This window comes from Pseudomonas sp. B21-031 (genome assembly GCF_024748985.1).
GTDB lineage: Bacteria > Pseudomonadota > Gammaproteobacteria > Pseudomonadales > Pseudomonadaceae > Aquipseudomonas > Aquipseudomonas kermanshahensis.
Genome location: NZ_CP087181.1, coordinates 2,552,797 through 2,577,079 on the forward strand (window position 1 = coordinate 2,552,797; position 24,283 = coordinate 2,577,079).

Consider the following 24,283-nt stretch of genomic DNA (forward strand, 5'->3'; position numbering starts at 1 on the left):
GGCGATAAAAACCGTATCAGATGATCAGCAAAACCACGCCAGGCCTTAGATTACCGAGCCTGGCACGCTGGTCTTCAGATGCCTGCGGCTATCCACCGCACCCGCTACGGTCAGGGCATCAGCTTCTGCTTCGGTGATTGGCACCCGTTCCCCCGCCAGCACCGCCACCGACATGCGCAGCTGCTCATCGGTGATGATTTCGATGGCAGGGCCATCGCCTTCGAGGTGCACATGGTCGCCGATGAGCGTGCAACGGCGGGTGCTTTCGTCGATTTCAACCGGCATGGGAATGTCCTCTTGGTGGCGGTTACAGGTGTGACCACGGTGCAGAGGTGGTTGCTGCATCGATCCGCTGGGCGGGATATATCGCACTTGCCGGCGCTGCGCGAGTCAACTCTCACAGAGGCACCCCCAGCGCATTCTGGTCAGGAGCGTCACGATGAACCCTTGGTGGCATCCGATTTGGCAAACCATTCAGGCTGAGTTCGCCGACCTCGGCGACGAGCGCGAAGTCACGCAGGTGCTGGTGCGCCTGCTGATGGCGGCCGTGCTGGGTGCTGTGCTGGGTTTTGAGCGTGAGCACAAAGGCAAGTCTGCCGGCGTGCGCACCCACATGCTGGTCTCGCTGGGCGCTGCGCTGTTCGTGTTGGCGCCGAGCATGGCCGGGGCCGACGAGCAGGCGCTCAGCCGGGTGATCCAGGGCATTGTCGCCGGTATCGGTTTTCTGGGCGCGGGTACCATTCTCAAGGGCAACGGCCAGGACACCAGCCATGTGAAAGGGCTGACGACTGCTGCTGGGCTGTGGATGACCGCCGCGATCGGTACGGCCGCTGGCATGGGGCGCGAAGCCACGGCATTGATCAGCACGGTGCTGGCACTGTTGGTGCTGGGCACGATGCCTATGCTGGTGGACAAGGTCGAGAAACAGGATGAGGAGAAACAGAGCGAGGAGGAGGGCAGGAAGCACTGAGGGGAGCCGAAGCTCCCCCCAAAGCGTTGTTGCCTGCTCTTTTTATTATTGAAGACGGCCTTTTGTTGTTTTTGTCAGCCTGTCTTTGTGTCGCGGGCGACCCCCATGCGGGGTCAAGAACAAACGTATTTTTTTGAGCGCTGACCTGCTTTCATCATGACTGATCCGATGCTGACTGCCGCTACCTTGAGGTAGTTTTATTGTTCTGTGTCAGACCGCGGGGCGTACCGCTGAAAAGCGTGTCTACTCCAAAAAAATCTGCTTGCTACGCCTCTGCCGTGTTGTTCTTGTTATGTCAGAGCCGTTACCTGTTGTTTTTATTGGGTGTCACATTTTTTTTGTTCTTGTACCAAAGATATAGCATGGCCCGTGCCAACTTTTTCAAATCCTTTAAAATCAATCGCTTAGGTGTTTTGGTCAAAAATGATCGACCTGAAATTTTGTCGATTTGTTTCCCTGTTACCCGATTTTTTGCTGCGAAACGTGGGGGAGGTAACACTCCACCCACATTCATGTGACACCCGTGTGACTAGTGCGCGCTGCGTGCGCGTGCCACCCGCGACCCGTTGGCGCGGCCCAGCACCGTGCTGATGCGTTGCCCTGCGGCGATCAGGCGGTCCAGGTCGATGCCGGTCTCGATGCCCAGCCCCTGTAGCAGGTACACCACGTCTTCGGTTGCGATATTGCCGGTGGCGCCCTTGGCATAGGGGCAGCCCCCCAGCCCGGCCACCGAGCTGTCGAACACACTGATACCTTCAAGCAGGCTGGCATAGACGTTGGCCAGGGCCTGGCCATAGGTGTCGTGGAAGTGCCCAGCCAACTGCTGGCGCGGCACCTGGGCCGACACCACGTCGAACAGCCGGCGGGTATCGCCCGCAGTGCCGGTACCGATGGTGTCGCCCAGCGATACCTCGTAGCAGCCCATGTCATGCAGGGCGCGGGCGACCGGGGCGACCTGTTCGGCGCTGACCTTGCCTTCATAAGGGCAGCCCAAGACGCACGACACATAGCCACGCACGCGCACGCCGTGGCTGCGCGCAGCTTCCATGATCGGCTCGAAGCGCTTGAGGCTGTCGCTGATCGAGCAGTTGATGTTGCGCTGCGAGAACGCCTCGGATGCTGCGGCAAACACCGCCACCTCTTTCACCCCGGCAGCCAGCGCATCTTCGAAGCCGCGCAGGTTCGGCGCCAGGGCGGCATAGGTAACACCGGGGCGCTGCACGATGCCTGCGAACACCTCTGCGGAACCGGCCATCTGCGGTACCCACTTGGGCGAGACAAAGCTGCCGACTTCGATGTAGGCCAGGCCTGCTTCGGTGAGGTCGTCAACCAGGCGCACCTTGTCGGCGACGCTGATGGGCTGGGCTTCGTTCTGCAGACCGTCGCGGGGGCCTACTTCGACCAGACGGACTTCTTTAGGCAAGGGCATGGCGGGTTTCCTGTGGCGGGTCAACGGTTGTCTTTATTGTTCAAGGTCGCGGCAAGGGCCTGCTCGCAGCGCTCCTGGGCGGTGTCGAGCTCCAGTTGCATCTGGTGGATGTCGAGCATCTGCTGCTCCAGCTGGGCACGTCGTTCGGCGATTTTCACCAGCATGCTGTTGAGCTGTTTCAGGTTGCCGCTGGTGGGGTCGTACAGCTCGATCAGTTCACGGCATTCGGCAAGGGAAAAACCAATGCGCTTGCCGCGCAGGATGAGCTTCAGGCTGACTTTGTCACGTGCCGAGTAGATGCGTTCCAGGCCGCGTCGCTCGGGGCTCAGCAAGCCTTGTTCCTCGTAGAAGCGGATGGCACGGGTGGTGATGTCCAGCTCGCGGGACAGGTCGGAGATGCTGTAGGTCTGGAGGCTCATGCGGGGGCTCGGCGTGGGGTATGGGGCTATCCTGAATGCAGGTTGACGTATACGTCAAGCAGGGCGCTATTCAGGCACCCCCACCCGGCGATAGCCATTGGGCGTCTGTCCGCTCAGCCGCTTGAAAAACCGCGCGAAGTAGGTGGGGTCGGTGAACCCCAGGCTATCCGACAATTGCCCAATGCTCATGCGCGTATAAAGAAGGTTGCGCCGCGCTTCCAGCAGCAGCCGCTGATGCACCACCTGCAAAGCCGTTTGCCCGCTCAGTGCCCGGCACAGCTGGTTGAGCTGCAGGCTCGAGACATTCAGGCGCGCGGCGAAGTCCTCCACGGACAAATGCTCGCGGTAATGCGCCTCGACCAAGCGCAGGTATTGCCCGAGCAACTGCCGGTCCCGCTCATCACGGTTACGGGGTGCTTGGCCCAGTTGCTGCCGGCGGCTGATCCAGACCATCAATGCGGTCACCAGCGCCTGCAGCATCGTCGCCCGTGCCGGGGCATTGCCCTGGTATTCCTGCTGCAGCGTGTCGATCAGGCTGCGTAAACGCTGGCGGTCCTTGCCCAGCGCATAGCATGCCGGCGTGGCCAGCATACCCAAGGGCGCGCCCAGTTGCTGTTCCAGTTCGGCCACCAGCGCGGTGCCGAAGGTCAGTACATGCCCCTGGATATCGGCGCTGAAGCGAAAGCCGTGCACGGTCAGTGGCGGTACCACCTGGATGGCGGCCTGGCTGATCGAGCTGCGGACACCTTCGATCTCCACCTCGGCCTGGCCACGCTGCACATACAGCAACTGGAACAGCTCGGCATGCTGGTGCGGCTTGATCTCCCAGTGGTGCAAGCGGCTGCGTGCCGGGATCGACTCGCAGTGCAACAGGTCGGTGCCGGGCCACGCCTGGTTTTCGCCGTACAGCTGGAACAACGGAATGCCGGGGAGGGTGGATTTCATGCGGTTTTGCCTGTCCGTTAATCGAACGTTTTTTGTAAAAGTGCAGGTTTTGCATGGAATAGCACACTTAACCGGCAGCCTTTGCCAGTAAAAATGCAGGTGTAAACCCTAACAGCAGATGCCATGCCACTGCCAGTCCAGGCCGGCATCGCCCGACTAGAGACAACAACAATGAAAACTCAGGTTGCAATCATCGGCGCAGGTCCGTCCGGCCTGCTGCTCGGCCAGTTGCTGCACAAGGCCGGCATCGAGACCGTCATCGTCGAACGCCAGACCCCCGAATACGTGCTCGGCCGCATCCGTGCCGGCGTGCTGGAGCAGGGCACGGTAGACCTGTTGCGTGAAGCCGGCGTGGCTGCGCGCATGGACCGCGAAGGGCTGGTGCATGAAGGCGTCGAGCTGCTGGTCGGCGGGCGTCGCCAGCGCCTCGACCTCAAGGCCTTGACCGGTGGCAAGACGGTGATGGTCTACGGCCAGACCGAGGTCACCCGTGACTTGATGCAAGCGCGTGAAGCCATTGGTGCACCGATCATCTACGCGGCGAGCAATGTGCAGCAGCATGACCTCAAAGGCGAGCGTCCGTACCTTACGTTCGAAAAGGACGGGCAGGTTCACCGCCTGGACTGTGACTACATCGCCGGGTGCGATGGCTTCCACGGCGTTTCCCGGCAGAGCATCCCCGAGGGTGTGCTCAAGCAGTACGAGCGGGTGTATCCGTTTGGCTGGCTGGGCTTGTTGTCGGACACCCCGCCGGTCAATCACGAGTTGATCTACGCCCATCACGAGCGGGGCTTCGCGCTGTGCAGCCAACGCTCGCAGACGCGCAGCCGCTACTACCTGCAAGTGCCGTTGGACGATCAGGTCGAAGCCTGGTCCGACGAGCGTTTCTGGGACGAGCTCAAGGCCCGCTTGCCCGAGGACGTGGCAGCGAGCCTGGTGACCGGCCCTGCGCTGGAAAAAAGCATTGCCCCGCTGCGCAGCCTGGTGGTCGAGCCGATGCAGTACGGGCATCTGTTCCTGGTCGGCGATGCCGCCCACATCGTCCCGCCTACCGGTGCCAAGGGCCTCAACCTGGCGGCATCGGACGTCAATTACCTGTACCGGATTCTGGTCAAGGTCTACCACGAAGGGCGCACCGACCTGTTGCAGCAGTACTCGCCGCTGGCCTTGCGCCGGGTCTGGAAAGGCGAGCGTTTCAGCTGGTTCATGACCCAGTTGCTGCATGACTTTGGCACGCACAAGGACGCTTGGGACCAGAAGATGCAGGAGGCTGACCGCGAGTACTTCCTGTCGTCGCCGGCGGGGTTGGTGAACATTGCCGAGAACTATGTGGGCTTGCCGTTCGAAGAGGTGGCGTAGGGGTAAAGATCGAGCGCCGCTGGCGCTGCGCTTCGCAGCACAAGGCAGCTCCTACAGTTTGTATCGGGCCGGTGACTCCACAGGCATAATTGGCCCGAATTGAACTGTAGGAGCAGCCTTGTGCTGCGAAGCGCAGCGCCAGCGGCGCTCGATCTCAAGAGCGAAAAAAATCCATCGCCATGCACTCAAGCCTCTCATCATTCCCCCGGCAACTGATAACCGCCCTGTGCCTGGCCGCTACCGTTGGCCCTGCCTGGGCCGACCAGGTACTTCCCCCTCCCCCAGAATTGCAGTCCGGCTACCGCAGCGCCTTGCAACCCGTCCACGCCAGCCGGCACATGGCCGCAGCTGCCAACCCGCTGGCCAGCGAGGCGGGGCGTGCGATGCTGCGCGCCGGTGGCAGTGCCATCGATGCGGCGATCGCCATGCAGATGGTGCTCACCCTGGTCGAGCCACAATCCAGTGGCATAGGTGGCGGGGCCTTCATCCTCTATTGGGACGGCAAGCGTGTGCAGGCGTTCGACGGCCGAGAGGCAGCGCCTGCAACGGCCACGGAATCACTCTTCCTGCAAGCCGACGGAACGCCGATGCCCTTCAGGGCGGCGCAAATCGGTGGGCGCGCGGTCGGCGTTCCTGGCGTGCTGCGGGCGCTTAAACTGGCCCATGAACAGCATGGCAAGCTGCCGTGGCAGGATTTGTTCGCGCCTGCGATAGCGCTGGCGCAAAAGGGCTTTCCAGTCTCTGAGCGTCTACACACCTTGCTGGCAGCTGACCCTTATGTCGCCCGCTCACCCAGCATGGCCCGCTACTTCCTTGGCGAAAACGGCAAGCCACTGCCGGTCGGCACGATGCTGCGCAACCCCGAGCTTGCGCAGACCCTGGCGCGCATCGCCGCGCAGGGGCCTGATGCGTTCTACACCGGTGAGGTGGCCGAAGCGATCGTTGCCCAGGTGCGTGGGCATGCCAATGCCGGGCAACTGTCATTGCAGGACCTGAGCCAGTACCGTGCACGCGAGCGTGAGCCGGTCTGTGGCCCGTACAAACTGTGGCGTATCTGTGGCATGCCGCCGCCTTCTTCGGGCGGGGTCGCTGTACTGCAGACACTGGGCATCCTTGAAGCGCTACAGCGCGCTTCGCCGCACTATGACCTGGCGAAACTTGCGCCACGCTCAACGTCATCGCCCGCCGGCCTGGAGCCCACGCCGCTGGCGGTTCACGTGATCGCCGAGGCCGAACGCCTGGCCTATGCCGACCGCGCCCAATACCTGGCCGACAGCGACTACGTGCCGGTGCCGGTCAAAGCCCTCATCGACCCTGCCTACCTCGCTGGGCGCGCCGCGCAGATCGGCACCTACAGCATGAAGCGCGCCCGCCCTGGTACCCCGCAGGGCGCCGACCTGGCCATGGCCCCCGACCGTTCGCCGCTGCGTATTTCCACGTCGCACCTCTCTGCCGTGGACGACAGTGGCCAGGCCTTGGCCATGACCACGTCAGTGGAGGCAGCGTTCGGCGCACACGTGATGGTCAAAGGTTTTTTGCTGAACAACCACCTGACCGATTTCTCGTTTCTGCCACAGGAGCAAGGTAAGCCCGTGGCGAACCGGGTCGAGCCGGGCAAGCGACCCTTGTCGGCCATGGCGCCGACCTTGGTGTTTTCGCGGTCATCGGGTGAACTGGTGGCCAGCCTCGGTTCCCCCGGCGGCTCGCAGATCATCGGCTACGTGAACAAAGCGCTGGTCGGCCTGCTGGACTGGCAACTGAACCCGCAACAAGCCAGTGACCTGCCCAATTTCGGCAGCCGTAATGCCGGCACCGAGGTGGAAGCGGGGCTGACCAGCCCGGCGCTGATCCGGCAACTGGCGGCCTGGGGGCACGAGGTCACGCCCATGACCATGACCAGCGGCATGCAGATCATCCTGCGCACTGGCACTGGCTGGTCCGGGGGCGCTGACCCGCGACGCGAAGGCGCGGCACTCGGCGATTGAGCAAGCGCGTTGCGGGGTGCGAGGTGGCGTGATAGAACGCTACCTTGCCATTCAGAAGTTGAATACCCAGATGTCTATCAGCGTGAAATCGAATAGAGCACTGTTCGACCTCGACTTGCTGCGCGCGATCGTCGTGGTGGCCGATTGCGGCAGTTTCACCACCGCCGCCGCGCGCCTGCACTCGACCCAGTCCACCATCAGCCAGAAGGTGCGCCGACTCGAAGAAATGGTCGGCCACCGTTTGCTGGTGCGCGGCAACCGTGACGTGCTGCCCACCGACGCCGGGCAGACCTTGCTCGGCTATGCCCGCCATATGCTGGCTTTGAACGACCAGATGCTCGAAGCGCTGGCAGGGGCGATGGTCGGTGTCACCGTGCGCCTTGGCGTGCCCGAGGATTTCGTCGGTGGGCGCACCACTAACGCCCTGTCGGCGTTCAGCCGGCTGCACCCGCAGGTCAAACTGGAAGTGACCAGCGGGCTGTGCCGTGACCTCAGCCAAGCCTATGACAATGGCGAGCTCGACCTGGTGCTGCTGAAACAGCGGCGCAACAGCCGCGAAGGGGTGGCCTGCTGGCCGGAGCGCCTGCAGTGGATCGACAGTGCGCGCACGCCCGCTTTTGAACTCGACCCGATCCCGTTGGTGACCTTTCCGACACGCGGGCTGTACCGGGACGACATGATCACCGCCATCGAAGGCATGGGCAGGCGTTGGCGCATCAGCTTTACCAGTTCCAGCCTCAGCGGCATCCAGGCTGCAGTCGCCGATGGCATGGGCATCAGCCTGCTACCGCCGCGGGCGGCAACGCGTGAGCATCGGGTGCTGGGGGGCGAGCAGGGGTTGCCCGAGGTCGACAGCTACGAAATCGTCATCGTCCACCGGCCAACGGCAGACGTGATGGTCAAGGCACTGGCCGAGGTGATGACGCAATTGTTGGCTGGAGGTGGGATCTAAAAGCAATTAGAATCAGTCGCATTCATACCTTTAGCCCGCTAGCGTGCCCTTGAATGACCGACTCCACTCCGGCAGACGAAACCTCCTTCGGCACGCTTTACCGCGACCATCGCAGTTGGCTGGAAGGCTGGCTCTCGCGCCGCCTGGGCGATGCCTGGGAAGCTGCCGACCTGGCCCAGGACACCTTTTTGCGGGTGCTCGCCGCGCACCCGGGGCAAAAGCTGCCCAGCCTGCGTGAGCCCAGGGCCTATCTACTGACCGTGGGCAAGCGGCTGCTGATCAACCACTACAAGCGGCGCAGCCTGGAGCGCGCCTATCTGGAGGCTCTGGCCAACCTGCCCGAAGCGCTGGCGCCCTCGCCGGAGCAGCGCTGGTTGCTGCTTGAAGCCTTGCAGGCCTTGGACGAACTGCTCGACGGCCTGCCACGCGCCGTGCGCCAAGCTTTTCTATGGGCTCAGTTAGAAGGGGTCGACTACGCAACCATTGCCGAGCGTTTGCAGGTCTCTGAGCGTACGGTCAAACGCTACATGGTCAAGGCGTACGCGCATTGCCTGTTGGTGGCGTTGTGAGTGCGCCCGTCGACGCCCGCGCTCGGCAGCTGGCCCGCGAGGCCGCGCATTGGTTGGCCTTGCAGGACGCTGGCCCGCTGGATGATGGGCAGGTTGCCGCGCTGCTTAGCTGGCGTGCACGCAGCGCTGCCCATGAAGCGCTGTGGCAAAAAGCCGAGGCCCTGCGCACGCAGTTTTCCGCCGTGCCATCGTCGCTTGCCGTGGCCTGCCTGGACCGTCCGGACCCCGACCGCCGCCGGTTGCTGGGCCAGGCCTTGGCGATCGGCACCCTGGCGCCGCTGGCTTGGTATGGCTACCGTCAGCTACCCGTGGACAGCTGGCGCGCCGACCTGCACACCGCCACCGGAGAACGGCGTGGCCACGTGCTGGCAGGGGGAGGGCGCGTGCATTTGAACACCGCCAGTGCGGTGAACCTGTTTATGCAGGGCGGCCAGCAAATCGTGCAACTGGTACGGGGTGAGATTGCCGTGGACTGCGTTGGCCCGTTGCAGGTGCAGACCGCCCAAGGCGCCGTCTTTGCTACCCGCGCGAGTGTTTGTGTGCGTCAGCAAGGGCAGCACTATCGCGTGTCGGTCAGCGATGGCGCCGTGCACCTGCAAACGGCCCAGGGCGGCGCGCTGTCGTTGCAGGCTGGGCAGCGGGTAACCCTTGCTGCAAGCGGGGCGGGGCCTGTCGAGGCCTTCGACCCGCAGTTGCCGGGTTGGCAGCAAGGCCTGTTGATGGTCGACAACCAGCCCCTGGGCGATGTGTTACGCGAACTCGACCGCTATCGCCCCGGGCTGCTGCGTTGGGACCCGGCTCTGGAGCGCCTGAGCGTGACCGGCAGCTTCCAGCTCGACGACAACGACCGCATCCTTACCTTGTTGGCTGCCAGCCTGCCGCTGCAAGTGCATTATCGGACCCGCTACTGGGTGTCGCTGACACCGCGCAAGCAACTTGCCTGAGGGTACACCGCACACGTGTAAGTGTTTCAGTCTGTGGCCAAATGGAATACCTGGCGGGCTGCGCAGTCCCAACTGTTACCTGGGTACGACACCCGTCATCCCATGCCATGGAGAACCCACATGAAAGCAGCGCTTTTCGTTGCATTGCTGGCCAGCACCGGCCTTGCGCAGGCCGCCCAGACGGTAGAACTCAAGTTGGCAGGCCCCGACGGCCCAGGCAAGTCGATCGGGACCATCAGCATCGAGCAAAACCAATACGGCACCCTACTGACCCCTGATCTCAAGGACATGCCGCCCGGCGTGCATGGCTTCCATTTGCATCAGAATGCGTCGTGCGCACCCACCGAGGAGAACGGCAAGCCGGTGCCTGCTGGCGGGGCGGGTGGCCACTGGGACCCGGATTCGACCCAGGCGCATAAAGGCCCCTACGATGACAGCGGCCACCGGGGTGACTTGCCGGCGCTGTACGTGGGTGCCGATGGCAAGGCCAGCTATCCGGTGCTCGCACCACGCCTCAAGGCTGCGGACTTCAAAGGCCATGCGTTGATGGTGCATGCCGGTGGCGACAACCACAGTGACCACCCGGAGAAACTGGGCGGTGGTGGTGCGCGGATGGCATGCGGGGTTGTGCAGTAACGGCGGGTAGAAGCAGCCTTGCGCTGCGAAGAGGCCATTGCAGCCACATCCTCTGCAACAGCTGTACCGGCCTCTTCGCAGCACAAGGCTGCTCCTACAGGTGGCTTTCAATTAATTGATCGAAAGCGGGCGTGAGCTTCTCGGTGACAGGTGAATCCCGGCGATCATGCAGCGCACCGAGCCCCCGGCCATCTCGATGGTCGGCACATCCAAAGGCACCAGCCGCGCCGAACGCTCGATGCGCTGACGCTGCTCACCCGTAAGGCTGTCGAACGCTTTGCGCGAAAGCGCAAGGATTCGACCATCACGCCCAGAAAGCTCGATGGCGTTGCCGGCAAACTGGCTGATCTGCTGGTTGCTCAGGTCGATCACATCACGGCCTGACTCGATCAGGCGCATGCGCACCTCCTGCGCACGGCTCGGGTTGGTGAACGTGTCAAACCCCACCAGTGCAAACTCCGTCGCCACGCACATCAGGACGTTGGTGTGGTAGATCGGCGTGCCTTGCTCGTCTGCCGTGTCGAACACCATGGGCTCGAAGTTGAAGTGCGTGCTAAAACGCTCGAGGGCGATCGGGTCGGCGCGGTTGGAGCGGGCGGTATAGGCGACCCTGGACAAATGGTCGAACACCATCGCCCCAGTACCTTCGAGAAACAGCTCGTCCTGTTCCAGCCCGGAATAGTCGATCACATCCTGCACCCGGTACTCATGCTTGAGCATCTCGATGACATCCGCCCGCCGTTCGCGGCGGCGATTGCGCGAGTACATCGAGTAGATCGCGATGTGGCCGCCCGGGTGGGTGGAAAACCAGTTGTTAGGGAACACCGAGTCCGGCGTGTTCTGCTCGCCAAAGTCGTCGAACAGGTGCACCCGCACGCCCTCGGCTTCAAGCCGCCCCGCGGCCTGGGTGACTTCGTCGCGCGCCACATCGGCCACGGCCTGCGCGGCGACGTCAGGGTGGGTGCTCTGGAACGAGTTGTCTGCCGCTGTTTCGGGGTTGGGGGTGAAGGCGTGCGGCCTGACCATGACCACTGCCGCAGGTGCTTGAATCGAACGCGTTGGAAATGCCATCTGGAATACCGAAATTAAGAGCTGACCGTAGGGTTATGCAACGCGTCGGATGCGGCTTTTGGTAGCGCGGCCGCGGGTGTGGCTGAACAGGTCTTTCGGGTCTTCGTCCACCCAGGGCACCAGGTCGATTTTTGAGCCCAGGCCGCGTTTTTCGGCTTGCTGTAGTACATACCGTAGTACGGTATAGTCTTCGAGCGCGAAGCCCACCGAGTCGAATACCGTTACCTGGCTGTCGCTTTGGCGGCCTTCGGTTTCGCCCCGCAGTACACGCCAAAGGTCGACCACAGGGAAGTCGCCAGGCAATTGCTGGATGTCACCTTCGATACGGGTCTGCGGTTCGTACTCGACGAACACGCGTGCGCTGCGCAATACATCGGCATGCAGTTCGGTCTTGCCTGGGCAGTCGCCACCCACTGCGTTCACGTGCATGCCGGGTTCGAGCATGTCGGGGGTGATGATGGTCGCGTAGGCCTTGTCGGCGGTCACCGTGGTGATGATGTCGACGCCTTTGACCGCCTCGGCAACAGAGCGGGCCTTGCGAATGGTAAGGCCGCTGTACTCCTTGAGGTTGGCGATCAGCTTGGCGGTGGCCAGCGGGTCGGTGTCGAAGGCGACGATTTCTTCGATACCCAGGTGCTTGTGGAAGGCCAGTGCCTGGAATTCGCTTTGCGCGCCGTTGCCGATCAGCGCCATTTTTTTCGCGTTTGGCCGGGCCAGTGCCTGGGCAGCCATCAACGATGTGGCTGCAGTGCGCAGGGCAGTGGCGATGGTCAGTTCAGACAGTAGCACCGGGTAACCGGTCGCCACGTCGGCCAACACGCCAAAGGCCATGACGGTATGTAGGTCTTTTGCTGTATTGGCAGGGTGCCCGTTGACGTATTTGAACGCATAGCGATGCGTGTCGGCGACCGGCATCAATTCGATCACACCCACTTCCGAATGGCTGGCAACACGGGCGGACTTATCAAAGTCCTGCCAACGTATAAAGTCTTCGCGCAGGGCGGCGGCGAGTTCGCCAATGAAGGGCGCTACGCCAATGTCATGGACCAAATCGGACATGGTTGGAACATCAATGAAATACGTCATGCTCTTGCACCTTTTATGCGCGCGCTCTCACCTCAAGGCCTGCAGGGTGAACGCTTAAGATTGTTGAGGGGTTGCCAGCACGAAGAGTTTGATGAAAGGTTGCGTCAAATTGAAGAGAGCAGGTTGCCAGTTTCGTCATCTTTCTAGACAATCTGCGACCCCAGAATAACAATCTGATTAATGGGCAGGCACCATGGACACTGTAGACCGGGAACTGATCGCGCTGTTGCGTGATAATGCACGCACGCCGATCCTCACCCTTGCCAAGAAACTCAAGGTTGCCAGGGCAACGGTGCAGAACCGCATCACCAAGCTTGAGGAACAAGGGGTGATCATGGGCTACACGATTCGCCTCAGGTCAGATGCCCTGGAGCAAGGCGTACGGGCAATTACCAGCATCGGCATCAGCGGCCATCATGCTGCGGAGGTCAAGCACGCGCTGCGCGGGCACCCCAACGTGGTGGCCATTCACACCACCAATGGCCGCTGGGACCTGATGGCCGAGCTGCGGGCCGACACCCTTGAGGCCTTCGACCGAGCGTTGAACACCATTCGCTCGATACAACACATCGAGAACACCGAGACCAGCATTTTGCTCTCCACCTTCAAGATGTGATCACCGCGATAGCCGGAATGGGCAGGCGCCTGGCGCAAACTGTCACCCCGGCCTTTCACAGTGCAACAAATCCCATTTCGTGTGTGCAGTCTGTAGCGTTCCGATTGACCACAACGGCTGGCAAAATGAAACAGCGTCAGCACGCTGTGTTTCACGTTTAAACGTCTTGCCGGGCATGTTCAGATTAATCGGCGTGTACGTGTGATGGGCTTTCATAATTAATTAAGCCTGATGAGAAGTTTCATCGGGGCGTGTATTTCCGTCTGCGTTAATACCCATGCCTGCCGCACTTGTCATTACAAAAAGTGTGCACGTGCGTACCAATTAAAGGGCGCCGTGAAGGGCATGTGGTTTCACAGAAAAAGAATAAGAGGTCAACTATGCAGCAAACGTGCAACTCGCAAGACGCGACTGGGCAACCTGGCCGTACGCTGAAGCGACGGCTGGAAAACAGGCACATTCAGCTCATTTCGATCAGTGGTGCGATCGGCACCGGGCTGTTCATGGGCTCGGGCAAGATCATCGCGCTTTCCGGCACTTCGATCATCCTGGTGTACGCCATCATCGGCTTTTTCGTGTTCTGCATCATGCGTGCAATGGGCGAGATGCTGCTGGCCAACCTGCACATGGAGTCGTTCGCAGACCTGGTGCACAACTACCTCGGGCCGCGCGCCGGTTTCATCCTCAGCTGGTCCTACTGGCTCAGCTGGGTGGTCGCGGCGGTGGGTGATGTGGTCGTGGTGGCAGGCTTCTTCCAGTACTGGTACCCCGATGTGCCCACCTGGCTACCGGCATTTGCCACGATGTTCCTGCTGCTGGGCCTGAACATGCTGGCGGTAAAGGCGTTTGGCGAGGTCGAGTTCTGGTTCGGGCTGATCAAGATCGTTGCGATCGTGCTGCTGGTGGTCACGGGGCTGGTGATGGTGGCCACGTCTTACACCTCGCCAGCCGGGGTCACGGCGTCCTTCAGTCATCTGGTGGCACCCGGTGTGGTCATGCCCCACGGCATTCTCGGCTTCCTCGCCGGCTTCCAGATCGCGATCTTCTCGTTCGTGGGTACCGAACTGATCGGTACCGCGGCCGCAGAAGCCAAGGACCCGGAAAAGACCCTGCCCAAAGCGATCAACACCATTCCCGTGCGCATCCTGCTGTTCTACATCTGCTCGCTGGTGTGCATCATCAGCGTGGTCTCGTGGGCGAATGTGCCAGCAAACCGCAGCCCGTTCGTCGAGCTGTTCCTGCTGGGCGGCCTGCCGGCTGCGGCCGGCATCATCAATTTTGTGGTGCTGACGTCTGCCGCCTCGTCGGCCAACAGCGGTGTGTACTCGGGGTCGCGGATGCTTTACGGCCTGTCTCACCAGCAACAGGCGCCGACTGCGTTCGGGCGTCTGTCCGGGTCGGGTACGCCGGTCAGGGCGCTGGTGTTTTCGGGGGTGTGCATGGCGATTGCGTTGACGCTGTTGTTCGTGATCCCGGAGGTCATGACGGTCTTCACGTTGGTGTCGACCATTTCGGCGGTGATGATCATCGTCACCTGGTCGCTGATCTTGATGTCCTACTTTGCCTACCGTCGGCAAAACCCCAAGGCGCATGAGCAGTCCAGCTTCAAGCTGCCAGGTGGCAAAGTGACGGCGGCATCGGCGCAGCTGTTTCTGATCTTCGTGTTGTGCCTGTTGGTGCTGGAGCCTGACACACGGACCGCGCTGTATGTGATGCCGCTGTGGTATATCGGCTTGCTGCTCGCCTACCGGCGCCGGGTTAAGGTGTGCGCTCGGCAAGTAGCGGCTACGGCTTCCTAAAACGCTGTGCAGTTGGCCGTGGGGTCACGCCCACGGCCATTGCCGCTTTCAGCTGTCGCGCAGCCAGTCCACCAGGCCCAGAATGGTCGGGGTAGTGCTGCGGCCATGGGGCACGACCAAGTAGTAGGCCTCGCGGGGTTTGACCACCAGGTCGGTCAGGCGCACCAGCTCACCGGACGCCAACAGGTGATCGACCATTCGGCCCCACCCCAGCGCTACACCATGCCCATGCAGCGCCGCCTGAACAGTGTCTGCATACAGGTGGCAACGCAGGCTGTAGCGAAGTTTGGGCGGGTGCCCACCCGCTTCGCGGAACCAGGTAGGCCAGGTCATCCAGCCCTCGGTCGTGGCATCGGCATCGAGCAAGTCGGCGCTGTACAAGCCTTCTAGTGACTCCGGCAGGCTGTTGCGGGTGAGCCAGTCGGGTGAACACACCGGAAATATTTCTTCCTCGAACAGCTGCACGGCGGTGCCGTCTTCCCAGCGCCCGTTGCCATAGCGCACCAGCAGATCGACGTCGTGATTGCGCAGGTCGCCCATGAACATCTGTGTGGCCAAGCGCAGGCGCACGTGGGGCAGGGCGGTGCGCAAGGTGCCCAGGCGCGGCATGACCCGCAGCTGGGAAAACGTCGCGGTGCAGCTCAGCACCAGTTCTTGCTCGTTGCCACCCTCGCTGAGGCGGTCGAAGACCGAGGCGATCTTTTGCAGCGAGTCGGAAATGACCGCATACAGGGCTTGGCCCTCGCTGGTCAGGCGCACGCCCCGGTGCAGGCGCTGGAACAGCTGGCTGCCGAGGGTTTCTTCGAGCTGCTTGACCTGCTTGCTGACTGCCGCCTGGGTCACGCCCAACTCCTGCGCGGCCAGGGTGAAGCTGTTGTGCCGGGCCACGGCTTCGAATTCGAGCAGTGCCGTCATCGACGGGATGATGCGCCGGTAGCCTTTGTGTTTGTTGCCGTATTCTTGTGTTTTCATGCGACGTCCTGGCAAGGCGCGACGCGCTGGTCCGCGTCGCGCCCAGACAGTGGCAGAAAAACCGCCAGGGCGGTAGTCGCCAGCATGCCTTCAGTGCTGGCGCTCGGCCACCGCCCGCAGCGTGCGCAACGTCACCACCGGTGCATCCACCACAAAGCGGTTGGCCAACCACCCCGGCACATCCCCGGCCGGGTCTGCCTTGAGCTGGTACGTGACTTCGGTCTGCTTGTCACCCAGCGGTTTCATCACCCACTCGCCACTGAGGCGCTGCACGCGGATCAGCCCCTCCACTTCGGGGATCTTGCCAGGGTCGGCGCTCAGGTGGCGCAGCAGGGTGCCGTCGTCGCGCTGTTCAGTGGTCACCTTGACCACGATGTCGCGCGGCAGGGTCGGCCACGGCAGGTTGGTGGTCAGGTAGACCCAGGTACTGTCGCCGTCGACCTCCAGCAAGCGCATCTCGGCGCAGGCATACAGCCATTTACAGGCCACGCGCAGGTTTTCCTGCAGGTCTGTCAACGTGCGTACGCTGGCCTTCATGGTGCTGACACCGCGAAACTGCTGGTAGGGGGAATCGCCGGCGCCGCTGAGGTAGACACGGATGCCTTCCCTGTCGTAGGCCAGGTTCCAGTCGTCGGTCGCCTGAACGGTACTGGACAGCGCCAGCAACAAGGCGGCAAGCAGGCGGTAGCGGTTCATGGTGAGCACCGCGCAGGGCAGGATTATTCAGTATGAGCGGCAAACAGAAAGCCCGCCAGGGAGGCGGGCTTCGGTCCAACAGGCTGGGCTTAACTAAACGCTTAGCGCTGTGGGTTGAGCGTCAGGTGCACGTGGCGGTTGACGTCCTTGTACAGCAGGTAGCTGAAGTTGCCTGGGCCACCGGCGTAGCAGGCTTGCGGGCAGAAGGCGCGCAGCCACATGAAGTCACCGGCTTCGACTTCGACCCAGTCCTGGTTCAGGCGGTACACTGCCTTGCCTTCCAGCACGTACAGGCCATGTTCCATGACGTGGGTTTCAGCGAACGGAATCACGCCGCCCGGCTGGAAGGTCACGATATTGACGTGCATGTCGTGGCGCATGTCGGCCATGTCGACGAAGCGGGTGGTTTTCCAGCGGCCTTCGGTGCCCGGCATTTCGATGACGGTGGCGTTGTCACGGTGGGTGACGAAGGACTCTGGCAGGTCCAGGCCTTCAACCTTCTGGTAGTGCTTGCGCAGCCAGTGGAAGGTGACGTTGGCCTTGCTGTGGTTACGCAGGCTCCATTCGGCGCCTGGGGCGATGAAGGCGTAGCCGCCTTGCTTCAGGGTGTGGTGCTTGCCTTCCAGGGTGATGTCGAGCTCACCCTCGACCACGAACACCACGGCTTCGGCGTTTACGTCCAGCTCTGGGCGCTCGCTGCCGCCTTCCGGGGCCACTTCGACGATGTACTGCGAGAAGGTCTCGGCAAAGCCGGTCAATGGGCGGGCGATGACCCACATGCGCATTTTGTCCCAGAACGGCAGGTGACTGGTGACGATGTCACGCATCACGCCCTTAGGGATGACGGCATAAGCTTCGGTGAACATGGCACGGTCAGTCAGCAGCTCGGTTTGAGCCGGGTGCCCACCGTGGGGGGCGAAGTAGGAATGATTCGACATGGACGATCTCGACTTGTTGTTCTCTCCCCGTGCCGTGAACCGCACCGGCCGGTGCGGCGCAGGGGATGTGCCGACAGAATAGGGTCGAGCGCGTGCCATCTACAAATTAAATGTTGGAATACCCGGTATTTGCTTGCTGAATGCTAACCTGGCGCCCTGCATGCTGCTCCGGCAAGCGGTCGCCCTGGCCGAACAGCTTGTGGCGCAGCGTGCCTTCCTGGTAGTGCAAGGGGTAGCGGCCGCGGCGTTGCAGCTCGGGCACCAGCAGCTCGACGACGTTGGCCAGGTCATCCGGTTGCACCGCATACGTGAGGTTGAAACCGTCGATGCCGGTCTCGTCTAGCCATGTTTCCAACTGGTCGGCGATGTCAGTGGCAGCGCCCACCAGGACCGGACCACGGCCCCCCAGGCCGACGAATTCGGCCGCTTCGCGCACGGTCCAGCGGCGGTTGGGGTCGGCGGCGGTGAAGGCGGCCAGGGCGGCGCGGCCGGCATCGTTCTCGACATACTCGATCGGTGCGTCGGGGTCGAGGCCGGCGAAGTCGATGCCAGTCCAGCCCGACAGCAGGGCCAACGCGGCGTCCAGGTCGACATAGCCCCGGTACTCGGCAAAGCGGGCTTCGGCCTCTTCACGCGTGGGGGCGACGATCAGCAGTGCCTGGGCGTAGATCAACACCTCGTCGCGGCCGCGCCCGGCCACTTCGCTGGCCTGGCGAATGCCTTCGGCATAGCGGCGCAGTACCGTAGTCGTTGGCCCGCTGATGAACACGCACTCGGCATGCTGCGCAGCAAACTGCTGGCCGCGTGCCGAGGCGCCGGCCTGGAACAACACCGGCGTGCGTTGCGGCGAGGGCTGGCACAGGTGGGTGCCGGGCACCTGGAAGTGCTCGCCGACGTGGCCGATCGGGTGGACCCGGGAAGGGTCGATATACCGGCCGCTATCACGCTCCAGCACCACCGCGTCGTCGTCCCAGCTTTTTTCCCACAGTTTGTACAGCACCTGCAGGTATTCCTCGGCCAGGTCGTAACGCTGGTCGTGGCCCAGTTGGCGCGCCAGGCCCAGGTTACGCGCGGCGCTGTCCAGGTAGCCGGTGACGATGTTCCAGCCGACACGGCCATTGCTCAGGTGATCGAGCGTGGACATGCGCCGGGCAAAGGGGTAGGGGTGTTCGTAGGTCAGTGAAAAGGTCACGCCAAAGCCCAGGTGGTCGGTTACGCCGGCCATGGCCGGGACCAGCAGCAGCGGGTCGTTGACCGGCACCTGCACGCCTCCGCGCAAGGCCGCTTCGGGGCCGCCCTGGTAGACGTCGTAGATGCCCAGTACGTCGGCAATGAACAGCGCGTCGAACAGGCCGCGCTCCAGCAGGCGGGCCAGCTCGGTCCAGTAGCCCAGGCGGTTGAAGGCCACGCTGGTGTTACGCGGGTGGCGCCACAGGCCGGGGGACTGGTGGCTGGCGGCGTTCATGCTGAACGCGTTGAAGCGGATCGGGCGGGGCATGGCGGTCATTCTCCGGTCACGGCAGCACGGAAGCCGGGTAGACCGCATCGGCTACCTGCAACTTACGCGGGATCAGGCCCAGGCCCTGGAAGGTGTCGGCCAGCTTCTGCTGTTCGGCGACGATCTGCGGGGTGATGGCCACGGCGTTGTAGTTACGGCGTTCGCTGGCCACTTCCAGCACATCGGCCTTGATCCCCAGCTGCGGCGCCAGCAGCGCGGCGACTTCGGCGGGCTTGGCGTTGGCCCATTGGCTGACCTTGCCCAGTTCGGCGAAGAAGGTCTTCAGCAGGGCGCGGTGCTGGTCGGCGAATGCCGCAGTGGACAGGTAGAAGGTGCGGTTATTGGACAAGCCACTGCCATCACGCAGGTTCTTCAGGCCCGGCTGGCTTTCTGCCGCGGCGAGGAACGGGTCCCACAGGGTCACGGCCTGGACGCTGCCCGATTGCAGGGCGGCCACGGCATCAGCCGCATTATTGACGTAGGCGGGGGTGATGTCCTGGTAGCTCAGGCCGGCTTGCTCCAGCGCGACGGCTAACAGGTATTGCGCGTTCCAGCCACGGCCGGTGGCTACCCGCTTGCCTTTAAGGTCCTGCACGCCTGTGAGGTGGTCCTGTTCGCGCACCACCAGGCCGATACCGCGGGGGTAGGGTTGCTCGGCGGCCAGGTAAACCACTGGCTTGCCGGCGGCCTGGGCAAAGACCGAGGGGGCGTCGGCGGCGTGGCCGAGGTCGATGGCGCCGGTGCTCAGCGCTTCGAGCAGTTGTGGGCCCGCGGCGAACTCGTGCCAGCTGACGGTCACCCCTTGCGGGGCGAGGGCCTTCTCCAGGGCACCACTGCCCTTGAGAATATTGATGCTGTTGAATTTCTGGTAGCCGATGCGCAGGGTTTTGGCCTCATCGGCGAGGGCGTTGGACCAGGGCAGCAAAGCGCTGGCGACACTGGCCAACAGGCCGCCGATCAACAGGCGGCGCAAGGGGGAAAAGGCACGGGTGGGCATGAGGGGGGCTCCTGGAATGGGGTGATAATCCGTGCGCCCAGACTAAGGAGGTGGCGTTTGGCTTTCAATTTTTTAATTCCATTTGGTTAGAATGTTTAGTTATTTTTATATCCTTTTTGTAGTTTAGAGGCGTGCGCTTGCACAGAAAGGCACTGTGCCATCACTTTTTTTTCACATCTCTTTGCTAGGATCCCGATCACGTTTGAGGAGCCTTTTTCATGCCGCACACCCTGCGCAAGCGCAGCACCCGCATCGCCCTGACCGCTACTGCCAGCCTGCTCGCGGCCACGCTTGGCTTCTTTGCCTGGCAGAGTTTCTACCCCGTCCAGGCTACCAGCGGCTGGGACGTCGAGGTGTTGCACCGCGACGTGGCCAAAGCAGCCTCGTTGCTGCCGCAAGCCGACGGCAGCCTGCTGGTCAGCCGCGAACTGGACGACGGCAAAGGCAGCATCCTCAAGATCACCGCCCAGGGCGACCGGGTTGTGGTGATCGACAACCTGTCCAAACCTGACGGCATGGTCGCCGTCGACGGCGGCTGGGTGTTCAGCCAGGAAGGAGGCTTCGCACCGGTCAGCCTGTCGCGTGATGGTCAGGTGACCCGGCTGTTCGACGGCGAGAGCGTGCAAGGGTTGTGGAACGAGGGCGATCACCTGTATGCCATCGAAGACCGCAAGGGCAATGGCCGTTTGATGCGCTATGACTGGCGCACTGGCCAGCTTGACGTGCTGCGTTCCGGGCTTACCGAAACCGAAGGCCTGACCCGCTGCAGCGATGGCCGGCTGCTGTATACCGAGAAAGCCAACGGCAAGGTCCGCGCGTTGTCCGAAGACGGCCAGGACCCGGTGGTGGTCGACGGCCTGCGTAACCCAACCTTCCTGTTCTGTGATCAGCGCGGTTTGTGGATCAGCGAAGACAACACGCACCGCGCCCGCTTGCTGCGTATCGACGCTGATGGCTCGCGCCAGACCGTGCTGTCGTTCCTCAAGGCGCCGCAGTCAATCGTCGCCGATGGCAAGGGCGGCTATCTGCTGGCTGAGGGCGGGCGCAACCGCGTGCTGCACCTGACCCCACCGGTGGAGCGCAGCACCGCGCAGCGTGACTGACCGATCGTTCAGCTCGGCAGGCGTTGCTTGCGCCCGGGCAGCAAGCCCAGCACCAGCATGCAGCCGAGCAGGATCACGCCGCCGCCGGCCACCTGCAGCAGGCTCAAGGTTTCATCGAGGAACAGCGCCCCCACCAGCACCGCCACCAGGGTGACCACGAACTCTACGCTGATGGCGCGGGTGGCACCGATACGTGCGACCAGGCCGAAAAACAGCACATACGTGGTAGCGCTCATGACCCCGCCGCTGATCAGCAGGTAAAGCCAGTCGCTGGCCTGGGGCACGCTAGGCACGGGCACCACCAGCAACAGCGGCAAGGTCATCAGGCCGCCGGCCAGGAATGCGCCGCCGGTCACCGTCCATGGGTCCTGACCACGCAAATACAGGCTGGCGTAGTTGCTGCCGAACGCAGCGCTCAAGGCACCGAACAGCGACGCGATACAGCCGTGGATGAAGACGTCGTTGACCGGTTGGGCCGGAAACCCCACCAGCATGGCGATACCGACAAAGCCCAGCAGCAGGCCGATGAGGCCTTGCAGGGTGATCTTCTCCAAGCCCCAGACACGGCCGATGATCATCGAAAACAGCGGGATGGTGGCCACGAAGATCGCTGCCATGGCCGTGCCGATCCGTGGCGTGGCGTAAGACATACCGATCAACTGCCCGGCCACGGTAGTGGCGCCGATCACCAGCAGTGGTTTCAGCAACGGCCGCAGGCGCAGGGTACGGCCGCACACCGCGCCCAGAATGGCCAAGGTACTGCCGGCAATCAGCGAGCGCAGGCTGACCGCGCCGACCCAGCCAAAGGCGTGCACCGTCTTGAGCACCACCAGAAAAGAAAAGCCCCAGGCAATGGCTAGAAACAGGTAAGCGGCAAGGTCACGCGGTTGCATGCGGCAGGGTCCGTCCGGGGCAGAGAAACGCAGGCTAGCGGGTTGAGGGGCGTGACGACAAGCGCCGCCGGTGGTTTGCCTGTAATGCCCTTTCGTGGCTACCCGACCAACAGCGTGCTTCCCTGCATGGCCGCGCTCACGGATAATCACCTCATTCCAATAAACAGCCTGTGAGTGGGTATGAGTGATTCCGTAGTCAGCCTCGGCCAGCCTGAGATCGAAGGGGTGCGCAAGTCGCGCAAGAACAACCCCGAGAAAACGCGCGAGGACATCCTTCAGGCCGCCATCAACGAGTTCGTCCAGCAGGGCCTGGCCGGCGCGCGCGTCGATGCCATCGCCGAGCGCACCGCCACCTCCAAGCGCATGATCTACTACTACTTCGGCAGCAAGGAGCAGTTGTACGTCGAGTGCCTGGTCAAGCTCTACGGTGATATTCGCAAGACCGAACAAAGCCTGGACCTGGAGTCGCTGCCGGCCGAGCAGGCGATCCGTCGCCTGGTGGAGTTCACCTTCGATCACCACGACCGCAATGTCGATTTCGTGCGCATCATCTGCACCGAAAACATTCACTATGGTGAGTACGTCAAGCAGTCGCCGGTTATCCGTGAGATGAGCAGCCTGGTGCTCGAGGCCCTTGGCAGCACCTTGCGTCGGGGCGAGCAGGAAGGCGTGTTCCGTTCTGGGATCGAGGTCATCGACCTGCACATGCTGATGAGTTCGTTCTGCTTCTACCGGGTGTCGAACCGCCACACCTTCGGCGAGATTTTCCAGATAGACCTCGCCGACGACGAGATCAAGCAGCGCCACAAGAACATGATCTGTGACGCAGTCATCCGCTATATCCGCGCCTGAGCGGGGTCACTCGCCCAGCCGTTGCTCGCGTGACGGCGGGTAGCCGAAGTACGCCGCATAGCACTTGCTGAAGTGCGACACCGACACGAATCCGCAGGCCACTGCCACTTCCATCACCGACAGGTCGGAATACTGCAGCAGCCGGCGGCTTTTGGTGATGCGCAATTCCATGTAGTAGCGCCGAGGCGAGGTGCCCAGCTGGGCCTGGAACAGGCGGTCGATCTGCCGGCGTGAGCGCCCGCTGTAGGCGGCCAGTTGATCGAGGCTGAGGGTTTCTTCGAGGTTGTTTTCCATCAGCTCGACGATGGTGCGCATGTGCAGGCTCATGGACTTTTTCGCCCCGGGCCCGACCTGGCGATAGCGTGCGCCGGAGAACGACAATATTTCTTCGACGCCTTCGGCCAGGCCATCGCCGTACAGCCTGCGGACCAGGCCGAGCATCAGCTCCATCGCGCCATTGGGGCTGGCGGCGCTGAGGCGGTCGCGGTCGAGGGTGAAGCTGGCCGGGGTGATGCGGGTTTGCGGGCTGCGTTCGGAGAGGCTGGCGCGTTGCTCGGGGTGGATGCTGCACCCGTAGTCGTCCAGCACGCCTGCGCGGCCGAGGAACCAGGCGCCGTTCCACAGGCCGCCCAGGGCCATGCCATGGGCGGCGCAGTCGTCCAGCATGCGGTCGAGTTCAGGGTACTTGAGCGGGGTGCGCAGGCCACCGCAGATGATCAGCAGGTCGAGTTCCTTGAGCGCTTCGGCGGACAGTTCGCTGGCGACCAGCTCCAGCCCCAGGTCGCTCAGCACCCGGTCGCCGTCCAGCGACAGTGGGGTGAACTGGAAGCTGTCGGCGCGCAGTAGGTTGGCTGTGACCAGCACATCCATGGCCACGGTGAAGCTGGCCATGGAGAAGTGTTCGAGCAATACGAAATCGACCCGATAGGGCGCTTGGGCATTTCCGGTGGTGGACTTTAGCCGCAGCATGTTGCTGGTGCTGGTCTTCTTGCTGAACTGGCGTGGGGTGGGCACTCTGGACTCCGCTTCCTGGCTGGCCAGGCGGAGTGTGGCGGGTGGCCGGGGGAAAGACAATCTCTCGGGTGGGCCTGTCGTATTTCAGGTCGTGTTCAGGCAATGGGTTGAAGGGTGGTTGTGAAGTCGAGCGCCGCCCGCGCGTAGGGTTTGTAGGAGCAGCCTTGTGCTGCGAAGCGCCGCCCGTACGGCGCTCGATCCAACAGGCGCTGCAAGCCCGACGGCATGCCCCCGGGAAATCAATCTGAACCCTCAGCGCCCAAGGCAACCCAACCCATTACATGCCAAATGGGAGAGCGCTCATGGAAATCGGAACGATCTGGATCATCATCGCGGCCTTTGTGATCCTGCTGGAAATCTGGGCCATCTGGCACATCATCGGCAGTGACCGCCGCGCCGAGCGCAAGATGCTGTGGGTCGTCTTCGTGGTCTATGCACCGTTCCCCGGCCTGCTGTTCTGGGCCTGGCGCGGGCCGCGAGCGGTGAAGGGCAGGGCAGTGCTGCAAGAAAAGTGATGGCCATGGCACCAGGCGCGGGGGC

25 protein-coding genes are annotated in these 24,283 nt (G+C 62.8%); 12 read left to right on the forward strand and 13 right to left on the reverse strand.

What is annotated here, in order from left to right; translation table 11 throughout:
• Positions 1-45 precede the first annotated feature (45 nt).
• Complete coding sequence (locus LOY53_RS11340; RefSeq protein ID WP_027593546.1) at positions 46-285, reverse strand: DUF3203 family protein; 240 nt, start codon at positions 283-285, stop codon at positions 46-48.
• A 154-nt stretch (positions 286-439) separates the two neighbouring features.
• Between LOY53_RS11340 and LOY53_RS11345 the strand changes: the two genes are divergently transcribed.
• Positions 440-970 carry an MgtC/SapB family protein gene (locus tag LOY53_RS11345; RefSeq protein WP_238213352.1) on the forward strand — a complete coding sequence of 177 codons (531 nt, stop codon included), beginning with the start codon at positions 440-442 and terminating at the stop codon, positions 968-970.
• Between the two features lie 529 nt (positions 971-1,499).
• Here LOY53_RS11345 and LOY53_RS11350 read toward each other — a convergent pair.
• The 3 genes from LOY53_RS11350 to LOY53_RS11360 all read right to left on the reverse strand — a co-directional run bounded on the left by LOY53_RS11350 (position 1,500) and on the right by LOY53_RS11360 (position 3,763).
• Complete coding sequence (locus LOY53_RS11350) at positions 1,500-2,399, reverse strand: hydroxymethylglutaryl-CoA lyase (RefSeq protein ID WP_252823812.1); 900 nt, start codon at positions 2,397-2,399, stop codon at positions 1,500-1,502.
• A 20-nt stretch (positions 2,400-2,419) separates the two neighbouring features.
• Complete coding sequence (locus LOY53_RS11355) at positions 2,420-2,818, reverse strand: MerR family DNA-binding transcriptional regulator (protein ID WP_027593543.1); 399 nt, start codon at positions 2,816-2,818, stop codon at positions 2,420-2,422.
• A gap of 66 nt (positions 2,819-2,884) precedes the next feature.
• Positions 2,885-3,763 (reverse strand): helix-turn-helix domain-containing protein, encoded by an 879-nt coding sequence (locus LOY53_RS11360; protein WP_099454378.1) that lies wholly within the window; start codon positions 3,761-3,763, stop codon positions 2,885-2,887.
• Between the two features lie 171 nt (positions 3,764-3,934).
• Between LOY53_RS11360 and pobA the strand changes: the two genes are divergently transcribed.
• From pobA to sodC, 6 genes are all read left to right on the forward strand, one after another.
• A complete protein-coding gene (gene pobA, locus LOY53_RS11365; protein WP_258704027.1) occupies positions 3,935-5,122 on the forward strand; it encodes a 4-hydroxybenzoate 3-monooxygenase in 1,188 nt (395 codons plus the stop codon).
• Positions 5,123-5,301: 179 nt separating this feature from the next.
• Positions 5,302-7,107 (forward strand): gamma-glutamyltransferase, encoded by a 1,806-nt coding sequence (gene ggt / locus LOY53_RS11370; protein WP_252823816.1) that lies wholly within the window; start codon positions 5,302-5,304, stop codon positions 7,105-7,107.
• Between the two features lie 70 nt (positions 7,108-7,177).
• Positions 7,178-8,059: a LysR substrate-binding domain-containing protein gene (locus LOY53_RS11375; protein ID WP_252827412.1), complete on the forward strand. Its 882-nt coding sequence runs from the start codon at positions 7,178-7,180 to the stop codon at positions 8,057-8,059.
• A gap of 53 nt (positions 8,060-8,112) precedes the next feature.
• Positions 8,113-8,628: a sigma-70 family RNA polymerase sigma factor gene (locus LOY53_RS11380; RefSeq protein WP_099454376.1), complete on the forward strand. Its 516-nt coding sequence runs from the start codon at positions 8,113-8,115 to the stop codon at positions 8,626-8,628.
• The gene (locus tag LOY53_RS11385; RefSeq protein ID WP_252823818.1) at positions 8,625-9,572 is read left to right on the forward strand and encodes a FecR domain-containing protein; all 948 of its coding nucleotides are present in this window, start codon (positions 8,625-8,627) and stop codon (positions 9,570-9,572) included. Before LOY53_RS11380 ends, LOY53_RS11385 begins: the two co-directional genes overlap by 4 nt.
• A gap of 120 nt (positions 9,573-9,692) precedes the next feature.
• Positions 9,693-10,208 carry a superoxide dismutase [Cu-Zn] SodC gene (sodC, locus tag LOY53_RS11390; RefSeq protein ID WP_252823819.1) on the forward strand — a complete coding sequence of 172 codons (516 nt, stop codon included), beginning with the start codon at positions 9,693-9,695 and terminating at the stop codon, positions 10,206-10,208.
• A gap of 111 nt (positions 10,209-10,319) precedes the next feature.
• Here sodC and ctlX read toward each other — a convergent pair whose 3' ends face one another.
• Positions 10,320-11,279, reverse strand: a complete 960-nt coding sequence (ctlX, locus tag LOY53_RS11395; RefSeq protein WP_177323884.1) for a citrulline utilization hydrolase CtlX — start codon at positions 11,277-11,279, stop codon at positions 10,320-10,322.
• 33 nt (positions 11,280-11,312) lie between these two features.
• Positions 11,313-12,365 carry an ornithine cyclodeaminase gene (locus tag LOY53_RS11400; protein ID WP_252823821.1) on the reverse strand — a complete coding sequence of 351 codons (1,053 nt, stop codon included), beginning with the start codon at positions 12,363-12,365 and terminating at the stop codon, positions 11,313-11,315.
• A gap of 193 nt (positions 12,366-12,558) precedes the next feature.
• On the opposite strand from LOY53_RS11400, the gene LOY53_RS11405 reads away from it, so the two are divergent.
• Both LOY53_RS11405 and LOY53_RS11410 read left to right on the forward strand, forming a co-directional pair.
• Positions 12,559-12,981: an Lrp/AsnC family transcriptional regulator gene (locus LOY53_RS11405; protein WP_027593533.1), complete on the forward strand. Its 423-nt coding sequence runs from the start codon at positions 12,559-12,561 to the stop codon at positions 12,979-12,981.
• A gap of 380 nt (positions 12,982-13,361) precedes the next feature.
• Positions 13,362-14,780 (forward strand): amino acid permease, encoded by a 1,419-nt coding sequence (locus LOY53_RS11410; protein ID WP_252823823.1) that lies wholly within the window; start codon positions 13,362-13,364, stop codon positions 14,778-14,780.
• Between the two features lie 48 nt (positions 14,781-14,828).
• Here the strand turns inward: LOY53_RS11410 and LOY53_RS11415 are convergent, their stop codons facing one another.
• The 5 genes from LOY53_RS11415 to LOY53_RS11435 form a co-directional block, all read right to left on the reverse strand.
• Positions 14,829-15,752 carry a LysR substrate-binding domain-containing protein gene (locus LOY53_RS11415; RefSeq protein WP_099454370.1) on the reverse strand — a complete coding sequence of 308 codons (924 nt, stop codon included), beginning with the start codon at positions 15,750-15,752 and terminating at the stop codon, positions 14,829-14,831.
• Positions 15,753-15,842: 90 nt separating this feature from the next.
• Positions 15,843-16,448: an START domain-containing protein gene (locus LOY53_RS11420; protein WP_252823825.1), complete on the reverse strand. Its 606-nt coding sequence runs from the start codon at positions 16,446-16,448 to the stop codon at positions 15,843-15,845.
• A gap of 101 nt (positions 16,449-16,549) precedes the next feature.
• The gene (locus LOY53_RS11425) at positions 16,550-17,386 is read right to left on the reverse strand and encodes a bifunctional allantoicase/(S)-ureidoglycine aminohydrolase (protein ID WP_027593529.1); all 837 of its coding nucleotides are present in this window, start codon (positions 17,384-17,386) and stop codon (positions 16,550-16,552) included.
• 106 nt (positions 17,387-17,492) lie between these two features.
• Positions 17,493-18,884, reverse strand: a complete 1,392-nt coding sequence (locus LOY53_RS11430; RefSeq protein ID WP_252823826.1) for an LLM class flavin-dependent oxidoreductase — start codon at positions 18,882-18,884, stop codon at positions 17,493-17,495.
• Between the two features lie 16 nt (positions 18,885-18,900).
• A complete protein-coding gene (locus LOY53_RS11435) occupies positions 18,901-19,881 on the reverse strand; it encodes an aliphatic sulfonate ABC transporter substrate-binding protein (RefSeq protein WP_252823828.1) in 981 nt (326 codons plus the stop codon).
• Between the two features lie 218 nt (positions 19,882-20,099).
• On the opposite strand from LOY53_RS11435, the gene LOY53_RS11440 reads away from it, so the two are divergent.
• Positions 20,100-20,984, forward strand: coding sequence for a hypothetical protein (locus LOY53_RS11440; protein ID WP_258704028.1), 885 nt, complete (start codon positions 20,100-20,102; stop codon positions 20,982-20,984).
• An 8-nt stretch (positions 20,985-20,992) separates the two neighbouring features.
• Here the strand turns inward: LOY53_RS11440 and LOY53_RS11445 are convergent, their stop codons facing one another.
• A complete protein-coding gene (locus tag LOY53_RS11445; protein WP_258704029.1) occupies positions 20,993-21,877 on the reverse strand; it encodes a DMT family transporter in 885 nt (294 codons plus the stop codon).
• A gap of 180 nt (positions 21,878-22,057) precedes the next feature.
• On the opposite strand from LOY53_RS11445, the gene LOY53_RS11450 reads away from it, so the two are divergent.
• Entirely contained in the window at positions 22,058-22,729 is a 672-nt protein-coding gene (locus LOY53_RS11450; RefSeq protein WP_027593524.1) for a TetR/AcrR family transcriptional regulator, read from the forward strand.
• A gap of 6 nt (positions 22,730-22,735) precedes the next feature.
• On the opposite strand, the gene LOY53_RS11455 is transcribed toward LOY53_RS11450, so the two are convergent.
• Positions 22,736-23,743, reverse strand: a complete 1,008-nt coding sequence (locus tag LOY53_RS11455) for a GlxA family transcriptional regulator (protein WP_027593523.1) — start codon at positions 23,741-23,743, stop codon at positions 22,736-22,738.
• Between the two features lie 302 nt (positions 23,744-24,045).
• Between LOY53_RS11455 and LOY53_RS11460 the strand changes: the two genes are divergently transcribed.
• Positions 24,046-24,258: a PLDc N-terminal domain-containing protein gene (locus LOY53_RS11460; RefSeq protein ID WP_027593522.1), complete on the forward strand. Its 213-nt coding sequence runs from the start codon at positions 24,046-24,048 to the stop codon at positions 24,256-24,258.
• Positions 24,259-24,283: the final 25 nt, after the last annotated feature.